Source organism: Domibacillus epiphyticus (genome assembly GCF_001975785.1).
In the GTDB taxonomy this organism is placed as follows: Bacteria; Bacillota; Bacilli; order Bacillales; family Domibacillaceae; genus Domibacillus; species Domibacillus epiphyticus.
Genome location: NZ_MSFI01000023.1, coordinates 42,369 through 52,821 on the forward strand (window position 1 = coordinate 42,369; position 10,453 = coordinate 52,821).

General features: G+C 41.8%; 11 protein-coding genes. All 11 read left to right on the forward strand.

Features of this window, described 5'->3' with window-relative positions; genetic code table 11:
• Positions 1 to 49 precede the first annotated feature (49 nt).
• The 11 genes from BTO28_RS13575 (at position 50) to BTO28_RS13625 (ending at position 10,318) form a co-directional block, all read left to right on the forward strand.
• Complete coding sequence (locus tag BTO28_RS13575) at positions 50 to 1,255, forward strand: EAL domain-containing protein (protein ID WP_076767170.1); 1,206 nt, start codon at positions 50 to 52, stop codon at positions 1,253 to 1,255.
• A 55-nt stretch (positions 1,256 to 1,310) separates the two neighbouring features.
• Positions 1,311 to 1,538 carry a hypothetical protein gene (locus BTO28_RS13580; RefSeq protein ID WP_076767172.1) on the forward strand — a complete coding sequence of 76 codons (228 nt, stop codon included), beginning with the start codon at positions 1,311 to 1,313 and terminating at the stop codon, positions 1,536 to 1,538.
• 128 nt (positions 1,539 to 1,666) lie between these two features.
• Complete coding sequence (locus tag BTO28_RS13585; RefSeq protein ID WP_076767174.1) at positions 1,667 to 1,927, forward strand: YkuJ family protein; 261 nt, start codon at positions 1,667 to 1,669, stop codon at positions 1,925 to 1,927.
• 132 nt (positions 1,928 to 2,059) lie between these two features.
• Positions 2,060 to 2,500 (forward strand): cyclic-di-AMP-binding protein CbpB, encoded by a 441-nt coding sequence (cbpB, locus tag BTO28_RS13590; protein WP_076767176.1) that lies wholly within the window; start codon positions 2,060 to 2,062, stop codon positions 2,498 to 2,500.
• A 52-nt stretch (positions 2,501 to 2,552) separates the two neighbouring features.
• Positions 2,553 to 4,004 (forward strand): MDR family MFS transporter, encoded by a 1,452-nt coding sequence (locus BTO28_RS13595; RefSeq protein ID WP_076767179.1) that lies wholly within the window; start codon positions 2,553 to 2,555, stop codon positions 4,002 to 4,004.
• A gap of 4 nt (positions 4,005 to 4,008) precedes the next feature.
• Positions 4,009 to 4,902: a LysR family transcriptional regulator gene (locus tag BTO28_RS13600; RefSeq protein ID WP_076767181.1), complete on the forward strand. Its 894-nt coding sequence runs from the start codon at positions 4,009 to 4,011 to the stop codon at positions 4,900 to 4,902.
• Positions 4,903 to 4,971: 69 nt separating this feature from the next.
• On the forward strand, positions 4,972 to 5,682 hold the full coding sequence (gene dapD, locus BTO28_RS13605; protein ID WP_076767183.1) for a 2,3,4,5-tetrahydropyridine-2,6-dicarboxylate N-acetyltransferase: 711 nt from the start codon (positions 4,972 to 4,974) through the stop codon (positions 5,680 to 5,682).
• A gap of 66 nt (positions 5,683 to 5,748) precedes the next feature.
• Positions 5,749 to 6,867 carry an N-acetyldiaminopimelate deacetylase gene (locus tag BTO28_RS13610; protein ID WP_076767185.1) on the forward strand — a complete coding sequence of 373 codons (1,119 nt, stop codon included), beginning with the start codon at positions 5,749 to 5,751 and terminating at the stop codon, positions 6,865 to 6,867.
• Positions 6,868 to 7,217: 350 nt separating this feature from the next.
• Complete coding sequence (locus BTO28_RS13615; RefSeq protein ID WP_076767187.1) at positions 7,218 to 8,552, forward strand: cytochrome ubiquinol oxidase subunit I; 1,335 nt, start codon at positions 7,218 to 7,220, stop codon at positions 8,550 to 8,552.
• A 12-nt stretch (positions 8,553 to 8,564) separates the two neighbouring features.
• Positions 8,565 to 9,584: a cytochrome d ubiquinol oxidase subunit II gene (locus tag BTO28_RS13620; RefSeq protein ID WP_076767189.1), complete on the forward strand. Its 1,020-nt coding sequence runs from the start codon at positions 8,565 to 8,567 to the stop codon at positions 9,582 to 9,584.
• A 74-nt stretch (positions 9,585 to 9,658) separates the two neighbouring features.
• The gene (locus tag BTO28_RS13625; RefSeq protein WP_076767191.1) at positions 9,659 to 10,318 is read left to right on the forward strand and encodes a potassium channel family protein; all 660 of its coding nucleotides are present in this window, start codon (positions 9,659 to 9,661) and stop codon (positions 10,316 to 10,318) included.
• The last annotated feature ends 135 nt before the right edge of the window (positions 10,319 to 10,453 follow it).

Below are 10,453 nucleotides of genomic sequence, written 5' to 3' on the forward strand. Positions count from 1 at the left end.
AAGTCATGTATAATAATAAATTGATGGAGTAAAGGGGGGGGCTCTCTTGATGGATGCACTGGAAATAATGAGTAATCTCGACCGGATCGTACCGTATTATCAGCCGATATTCAGTGCTGATGAACATAAAATTGTTGGATATGAAGTTCTTGGCCGATACATGGAAGGGGAGACGGCAAACAGCCTCGGCAATTTTTTTCATGATGAAGACATTCCAGAAGAGTATCGGCGTGAGGTGGAAGATATTATTTTAACAAAAGCGCTGGATGCCTTCTCAGCTGAAAAACATGACTCCTTATTATTTATAAATCGCCAGGCATCAGGACTTCTCGAAGACTATGGAGAATCGTTTCTTGCGACAATAGAGAGTTATGCGGATAAAGGTGTTATGTTTAACCAAATTGTGCTTGAAATTTCTGAAGCGGATTACAGTCCGGCACTCGATAATGTATTGCGCTATTATAAAACGCTTGGCATTCAGCTTGCTGTCGACCATATTGGCGAGGTTGATGGTGATATTCGTCATTTTGCCGGATCATCGCCGGATATTTTAAAAGTGAGTTTAAGGGCACTTCGAAAAGATGCTGGTGATCAAACATATAAGAATATCATCTATTCATTATCAATGTTTGCACGAAAAATCGGAGCGTCTCTTTTATTTGAAACAGTGGAAGTTGAATATCAGCTGCAGTATGCCTGGAAAAATGGGGGCCGCTATTATCAAGGGTTTTACCTCGCCAAACCATCGGCTGATTTTGCGGAACCAAACCAGCTAAAGGACATGCTGCGCCGGAAATGCGGTCAATTTATTTTGTATGAAAAAAAAGCGCTTGGCAGTGTGTATAATTTGGTTGATATAATTGAAACAGACCTTGATGTTATTTTGGCGAGAGCAAAATTATTGCCAAAAGAAAAACTTCTTGAAGAAATCGGGAGACATTTTAACCATATGTGTTTCCGGCTTTATATTTGTGATGAGAATGGATTTGAACTGACGCCAAACTATTTTAAAAAGGATGGAGAGTGGATATTTCAACCGGAATATGTTAATAAAAACTGGAGCTGGCGACCGTATTTTCTGGAAAATATTTTAAGAATGAGAAAGAATGGCGGCGGACTTATTTCTGATTTATACAGCGATATTGAAACTGGTGAAACGATCAGAACATTTTCCTATCCAGTCGGAGACAATGAATATTTATTTTTCGACATTTCATATGATTTTTTGTATGATCAAGAAGGACTTTTATATTAATGTATAAGAAAGAAGAGAAAAGGATAGACTGGCAGGCATCACGAGTATAAAGAAGGTGGCTGTTATCACATTTTTCACAATCGCTGCAATCGTGTTGCTTGCGTTGTCTATTATTGGAACACTAGTGGTAATGCGCCGGACTGCAGCCGGCAAAGAAAAAGATGAATTGTCTGGCCCTGTTCGCCGTCATCCATATGCTCTTAATCCGGTCATCTGGATGTACATAGCAGCCGGGGTGGCTTTTTTGGCTATTATATTAATTGTTTGGTTTGGTGGACGCTAATTTTATAGCGTCTCTTTTTGATTGAAATTAATTGGAATTGATACAAAAATGTTGGATTAAAAAATCGATGTATGGTATATTTCTTGTGCTTACTAAAAGGATTTCGAAATGAAAGGGGTCGACAATATATGTCACAATTAGTCGGGATTGTACAGCGTTTAAAGTCATTGCAGGAGGGCGGAGAGCAGGGAGAAGTTCAGCAGCGCCTTTTTGAATTGAATGGAAAAACCCTTTGTCAGGTTAAATATTTCCCCAATAAGGATACATTTGAGCTTGAAGTATATGATAAGGACGGTAAGGGAAGCAAATATCCGTTTGATGATATCGATATGACCGCAATTGAAATTTTTGAGCTGCTGCAGGAAGCAAAGCAGCAGGAACAAGTATAATTCGTTTGCCATTTAAGAGCCGCCTTTTTAAAAATGAAAAAGAACGGCTCGTCTGACTGGCAAATTTCTTTTCAAATTTGCTATAATTGATGATGGGTTAAGCGCTTACAATAGTTGAAAAGGAGAATCAAAATGATTTCCTTCAGAAACAAAGATGTATTGCAGACAAACATAATGGATTATATTATTCCTAGTGAAAAAGTTGCTTTCGTACAGCGGGGCAACAGTCTTGAACATGCATTGCTTGTTTTGACAAAAAGTGGTTATACGGCGATTCCTGTTCTGGATGCGAAATATCATCTTGAGGGATTAATCAGCATCCCTATGATAACAGAGGCAATCCTCGGACTTGAACGAGTTGAATTTGAACGGCTCGAGCATATGAAAGTTGAAGAAGTGATGGCAGTGGATAAGCCGAGACTGACGGTTCACGATCATTTCAGGAAAGCGCTCGGGCAATTAATTAATCATCCTTTTTTATGTGTGACGGATGAACAAGGTCATTTTGAAGGGATTTTAACGAGACGGGTCATTTTAAAACAGCTGAATCATTACGTTGATCAGCTGAATTGAGGAAGATCCGCCCAAGAGGCGGGTCTTTTTCTATTGAAAGAGGGTTATGATAATGAGTGAAAGACAAACAAACCGGCCCCTGGTGCTGGCAGCTGTTATGCTGACGATGTTTATGGGGGCGATTGAGGCGACGATAGTAGCCACAGCAATGCCAGATATTGTCGCTGACCTTGGTGGTTTTTCGTTATATAGCTGGGTGTTCTCAGCTTACCTGCTTATGAACGCTGCAACGGTATTAATTTACGGAAAACTCTCCGATATATTTGGAAGACGCCCTGTGTTATTTGCCGGGATTTTTATTTTTTTAATCGGCTCTATTTTATGTGGATTTGCTGTTTCTTTGGAGCAGCTTATCGTATACCGGTTTATTCAAGGTATCGGTGCAGGAGCGATTATGCCGGTTGCGACTACAATTGTTGGCGATATTTATACAAAAGAAGAGCGTGCGAAAGTGCAGGGGTATTTAGCCAGCGTATGGGGAATTTCTGCTGTGTCAGGTCCAGCGATTGGCGGATTGCTTGTTGAATTTGTTTCATGGCGCTGGGTATTCTGGATTAATGTCCCGCTTGGGATTATTTCGGTAATTATCTTATTCCTTTATTTACATGAAAAAGTAGAGAAAAAGAAACCGGAAATTGATTATATTGGTACGATTTTGTTTTTAATCAGCGTTTCGGCTTTTATGTATCTTCTTGTTGAAGCGGGCAAGACGGCTTATACAGTTCCTCTTCTTGCCGCAGGGATTATTTCGCTCGTTTTCTTCGTTATTCATGAACGGAGGACACCTGCACCGATGATTCCCTTTCATTTATGGAAAGTGCGGCCAATTTTAATTGCGAATGTAGTTTCATTAACGACCGGGGTAATGTTAATCGGGATTTCAACCTTTTTGCCGACATATGTACAGGGCGTAATGGGTGAAAGTGCTACCGTGGCTGGCTTCACGCTAACAGCGATGTCGATTGGCTGGCCGCTTGCCTCTTCATTGTCAGGACGTCTCCTTTTGTCAGCAGGCTACCGGACGACGACGCTCATTGGCGGGGCGGCTCTTCTAGCAGGCGGGCTTATGTTTGTATTTATGGATCCATCTTTTGGTCCATGGTGGGCGGCGGCTTCTTCCTTCGTCACAGGAGTAGGTATGGGTCTTACTTCTACCGCTTTTATCGTATCTATACAAAATTCGGTAGACTGGCATGAAAGAGGCGCGGCTACTGCTTCAAACATGTTCATGCGTAATATTGGCAATACGATCGGTGCCGCATTGCTTGGCGGTGTGCTGAACAGCCGGCTGGCTGCCTATCTACAGAACGAGCCAGATGCTCCTGCCAGTTTGTCAGTTGATTCAATAAACCAGCTGTTGGGAGAAGGAGAAGGGATGACCGGGAAAGCCCGCTTAATTTTAAGTGAGGGCTTAACGTCATCGCTGCACGCGGTATACTGGGTAGTATTCTTTTTTGCAGTGGTATCATTTGTGTTGCTGCTGTTTTTAAAGAAAGGGGATTAGTGCAATGTCCTCCTTTTCAGAATTCCGCTTGTTAACAGTGCTTGCAGAAGAAATGAATATGAGAAAAGCAGCGGAACGGCTTTTCGTTACGCAGCCAGCCCTTTCACAGCGGCTCCAAACAATTGAAAAAGAGTGGGAAGTCAGAATTTTTAACCGATCAACGAAAGGATTGTCGTTGACACCAGCCGGTGAACTCATCGTCGCATATGCAAAAGAAACACTTGAAAAAAAAGAGCGGCTGCTTGAAGAACTGCAATTGCTTGAACCGCAAGTGCATGGGACGCTGAAAATTGCCTGCGCGACGATTGTTGGGCAAAACTGGCTGCCGAAAGTTTTGAAGCTTTTTGTCGAACGGTATCCGCATGCTAAAATTCAGCTTGTAACCGGCTGGAGTAGTGAAATATTAAAGGCACTTTATGAAGGCGATGTTCATATTGGAATTATTCGGGGAACACCCGAGTGGAAAGGGCGTAAAATTCATTTGTTTGAAGACCCTCTATTTTTAGTCGATAAAGATATTCAAGATGTAGAAGAACTGTTGTCGACAGAAAAACCATTCATTCAATTTAAGAGTGATTCCAATTATGATCAAGAAATCCAAGAATGGTGGCACAATCGTTTTCAAATGGCACCGAAGCGCTCCATCGTTGTTGATCAAATTGAAACGTGCCGACAAATGGCATTTAATGGCCTTGGCTACGCAATATTGCCTGCTATTACGTTATCCAATCAGGAAAATGATCTTTATATGACGCCTATTTTGGACAGGGATGGGGAACCGATTAGCCGCGATACATGGCTTCTTGGCTATGATGCAGCGTTTGAATTGCGTCAAGTTCAGGCCTTTGTGGAAACGGTGGACCGGTTTATGGAATATTCGAATGAAAATCGCTTGTGAAAATGGCTTCACTTTGATAAGGTAAAATCAGAAAAAATTTTTTTTGAGTCTCAGGAGGAATACATAGTTATGAAAATGATGGATGCACATGAAATTATCGCTTTTATCGGGAATAGCACAAAATCAACGCCGGTAAAAGTTTATGTAAATGGTGATGTTGAAGGGATCAGCTTTGGAGCTTCAGCAAAAGTATTCGGTGAAGGTAAATCTGTTGTCGTGTTCGGTGAGTGGGCGGATGTATCTGAAGCACTTGAACAAAACAAAGATAAGATTACGGATTATGTCGTTGAAAACGACCGCCGCAATTCAGCGATTCCACTTCTTGATATGAAAAACATTAAAGCGCGTATTGAGCCGGGTGTTGTGATCCGTGATCAAGTAGAAATTGGTGATAACGCGGTTATTATGATGGGCGCGTCCATTAATATCGGAGCGGTTATTGGAGAAGGAACGATGATTGATATGAACGCTGTTCTTGGCGGACGCGCAACAGTTGGTAAAAACTGCCACGTAGGAGCGGGCGCCGTTCTTGCAGGTGTAATCGAGCCGCCTTCTGCTTCACCGGTAGTTTTGGAAGATAACGTATTAATAGGCGCAAATGCGGTTGTTCTAGAAGGATGCCGTATTGGCGAAGGTTCAGTTGTTGCTGCGGGAGCCATTGTAACAGAAGATATACCGCCGTTTTCGGTTGCCGTCGGTGCACCGGCTCGCGTTATTAAACAAATTGATGATAAAACAAAATCAAAAACAGAAATTATGCAAGAACTCCGCAAACTGTAATAGCGGTGATGAAGAACGCGTGGGCAGTTGCTCACGCGTTCTTTTTGAAAAAAGGGGGAATACCTAATGAACCGATTTGTCGACATTCGTCGTGATCTCCATCAAATTCCGGAGCTTGGCTTTGAAGAAGTAAAAACACAGCAATACTTATTAAATTATTTATCTGAATTGCCTCAAGACCGTCTTACACTAAAAAAATGGCACACAGGGATTATTGTTAAAATAAGAGGACTTAACCCCAAGAGAACAATAGGCTGGCGAACTGATATTGACGGCTTGCCAATTACAGAAAATACGAACCTTCCGTTTTCGTCCAAGCATGAAGGCAGGATGCACGCTTGCGGGCACGATTTTCATATGAGTATTGCTCTCGGCGTCGCAACACATTTTGCAGCTAATCCGATTAATGATGATTTAGTTTTTATTTTTCAGCCGGCGGAAGAAGGACCGGGGGGCGCAGAACCAATGATGGCATCTGAAGAGCTGCGTGAATGGATGCCTGATGAAATCTATGCTCTGCATATAGCGCCAGAACATCCTGCGGGCACGATTGCGACAAAGCCCGGGTTGTTATTTGCGAATACTTCTGAGCTATTTATTGATTTCAAAGGAAAAGGCGGGCATGCAGCGTACCCGCATGAAACAAGGGACATGATTGTTGCTGCTTCTTACTTTGTCACACAGCTTCAGTCAATTGTATCGAGAAATGTCGATCCGCTTGACAGTGCGGTCGTTACAATCGGTAAAATGACAGGAGGAACCGTCCAAAACGTAATTGCGGATCATGCGCGTCTCGAAGGAACGATCCGCACACTGTCACCGGAAGCGATGAACAAAGTAAAATCACGTGTTCAGTCCCTATTAAAAGGGATTGAGGCATCGTTTGAATGTGAAGCGGAAATTGACTGCGGAAGCGGATATTATCAAGTGTTTAACAATCCGGAAGTGACCGAGAGGTTTATTCAATTTGCAAAAGAACAGCCGGACATCCAGTTTGTTCAATCACGGGAAGCGATGACGGGAGAAGATTTTGGATTTATGTTAAAAGAAATTCCAGGGATGATGTTCTGGCTCGGGGTTGGTTCTGAATACGGGCTTCATCACGCAAAACTAAATCCAAACGAAACGGCGATAGAAACGGCGATTTCGTTCATCAGCCGATATTTTACGGCACTGGGCAACTGATCTTTTTTTTAGTTAAGTGCTTATTGTTTTCTCATTTATCTCAATCATGTTAAAATAATTTCCATTGTTTACCTGCTTATGATGTATTTGATAAAGAAGGCCAGCTTCATCACTTCCAATCGGGCGGAAGTGGAATGAAAATACTTGAAAACGGGTAAACCATGTACTTGATCAAACTGAAAAAGCAGAATAAAGATAAGAGCCAGCTGATGCTGGTTTTTTTAAATAAAAGTTTGTGAAGTTTGTCACAAAATATTCATGAGGCATTAATAGTAAAGTTCATCATTTAGGTTTACAATACATGTAACGTGATATTATCACTTTAAATCAATGACAGGGAGGGCGTATAAATGGAACTGGATAGCGTCATGCTCAGTCGAATGCTGACAACGATGACATTAATGTTTCATATTATTTTTGCAACGATCGGTGTCGGTGTTCCGATTATGATTGCCATCGCTGAATTTATTGGAATAAAGAAAAATGATCCGTATTATTTACTTCTGGCAAGACGCTGGGCTCGCGGATATACCATTACAGTTGCCGTAGGTGTAGTCACTGGTACAGCGATTGGCTTGCAGCTTTCACTGTTGTGGCCAAGTTTTATGGAAGTGGCCGGACAGGTGATTGCCTTGCCATTGTTTATGGAAACATTCGCTTTTTTCTTTGAAGCGATTTTCCTTGGGATTTACTTGTATACGTGGGACCGTTTTAAAGGAAAATGGACACACTGGCTGTTAACAATCCCGGTTATGATTGGTTCATCAGCGTCCGCATTGTTTATTACGACAGTAAACGCCTTTATGAATACACCTCAAGGTTTTGATATGAAAAATGGGGAAATGATTAATATTGACCCGATTGCGGCAATGTTCAATCCGGCTACGCCATCAAAAGTCTTGCATGTTGTCATGACCTCTTATATGACCTCTGCTGCCATATTAGCAGCGATTGCCGCTTTTGCGATCTTAAAAGGGCGTAAAGGAACATATGAGCGAAAGGCACTTCGCTTAACTGTAACCTGTACATTAATTTTCTCAATCATCGTATCAGTGACAGGAGATATATCAGCGAAATTCCTCGCCGAAGTCCAACCGGAAAAATTGGCTGCGGCTGAATGGCATTTTGAAACGGAAAAAGAGGCTGACTTAATCTTCTTTGGTACATTGAATGAAAATGGAGAAATTGAAAATGAAATAAGGATTCCTAAATTTTTAAGCTTCCTTGCCGGTAATTCGTTTGATACGGTAGTGGTTGGGTTAGAAGAGTTTCCTGAGGATGAACGTCCGCCGCTTTGGATTCATTATATGTTCGACATTATGGTCACGATTGGCATGTTTGTCATGGCGGTCGCAGCACTTTTTGTCATAATGAGGAGAGTGAAAAAGTGGAATGAATTAAATAAGCCTCTTCTATGGGCCATTGTCGCATCAGGACCGCTGTCCATGGTCGCGATAGAAGCAGGATGGATACTCGCGGAAGTGGGGCGCCAGCCGTGGATTTTACGTGGATATATGAAAGTGGCGGAGGCGGCGACGAGAAGTGATGATGTCGGGATTACGTTTGTAATGTTCGCATTGTTATATTTAATTCTTGGAATTATGGCCGTTTTTGTATTGATTAAAATGTTCAAAAATTCACCGGCGGAAGTGGAATTGGAACAACGCTTTCCTACTCAGAAATAAGGAGGGAAATTCATGAATCTGGAACTTCTCGGCATTACGGTGCTATGGACGTTTTTATACGGTTATTTAATTGTCGCGTCCATTGATTTTGGAGCCGGCTTCTTCGCTTACTATGCAAGGCTGAAGAAAAAAGACCATATTATCAATGATCTTATTTCCCGTTACTTATCACCTGTATGGGAAGTAACAAATGTGTTCTTTGTGTTCTTTTTCGTCGGAATTGTTGGTTTTTTTCCGGCAACGGCTTACTACTATGGAACGGCGCTTTTGTTGCCTGGCAGTGTCGCAATCATTTTAATTGCAATACGGGGCTCGTTTTACGCGTTTAACAATTATGGGTCACGCGACAGTATTTTTTACTTATTTTTATACGGAGCAACAGGTCTTTTAATACCCGCTTCGTTATCAACTGCACTGACGATTTCAGAAGGCGGCTTTCTAGCAGTCACAGATGATAAAGTAACATTTCTTGCAAAAGAATTATTTACGAGTCCGTACTCATGGAGCGTTGTCTTTTTATCCATCGTGTCTGTATTGTTTATCAGTGCAACGTTTTTAACGTATTATGCAGATCGTGCAGATGACAGACAGGCTCGACGGACGCTCCGGCAGTTTGCATTGTTTTGGAGCATGCCGACGATTGTCGCGAGTTTGCTCGTCTTCATGGGGCTGCAAATGCATAATCCAAGGCATTACAATCAAGCTGTAACGGAATATTGGTGGATGTTTGGATTGTCGCTACTCTGTTTTGGTGTTGCTTCATGGTTTATATATGTTGGTAGGCGTTATGGTACCGCCTTTATTATGGTGATGCTGCAGTTTTTCTTTGCCTTTTTTGGTTATGGGGCATCTCATTTGCCGTATATTTTGTACCCTTACATTACGCTTCATGAAAGTGTAACGAATGAAACGATGGCTACTGCACTGGTAATCGTATTTATTCTAGGTATCCTTCTCTTGATACCATCTCTCGTCCTGTTGATGAAGCTTTTCTTGTTTGATGCTGATTATGTTAAGGGAAAAAAGAAATAAGAGAATTTTTAGTGTATTCATGGTAAACTGTCATAGCAAGAAACATTTTCAAGCTTGACAGCGGAGGAATGAATATGAAAAAGGAATTTGTCGTCATTGGACTCGGCCGTTTCGGCAGCAGTATATGCAGAGAGTTGAGCGAGCAGGGAATGGAAGTGATGGCAATCGATATGGATGAAGACCGTGTGAATGAATTCGCGTCGATTGCTTCCCATGCTGTGGTAGCTGATACGACAGACGAATCTGTATTGAAAAGTCTCGGGATTCGAAACTTTGACCATGTCATTGTAGCGATTGGTGATGACATTCAATCAAGTATTTTAACGACATTAATGTTAAAAGAAGTCGGCGTGAAAAAAGTGACTGCAAAAGCCCAAAATGATTACCATGAAAAAGTATTATTAAAAATCGGTGCAGATCAGGTCGTCCATCCAGAGCGAGACATGGGACGCCGGATTGCGAATAATATCGTTTCAAATAATGTACTCGATTATCTGGAACTTTCAGATGAGCATTCGATAGTTGAGATCGTAGCCAATGAATCGCTTGCCGGGAACACCATTATCGACCTTGATATTCGTGCGCGGTATGGCATTAACATTGTCGCGATAAAGCGGGGGAAAGAAATTATCGTTTCGCCGCAGGCAGACGAGCTTATTATGGTGAATGACATCTTAATTGTCATTGGAGCAGATAAAGATATCGACCGTTTTGAGAAAAAAATGAATGATTAAATTGAAAAAACCCCGCATTAGTTGGAGTGACCCCTAAAAGTTAGACACGGTTATTTCATTAGGCAGCTTGGGTAAAATGAGTTCGGTATTGCACGAGGGCACTGAAAAAGTCCATATAGTAAAAAAGCCAGGTAT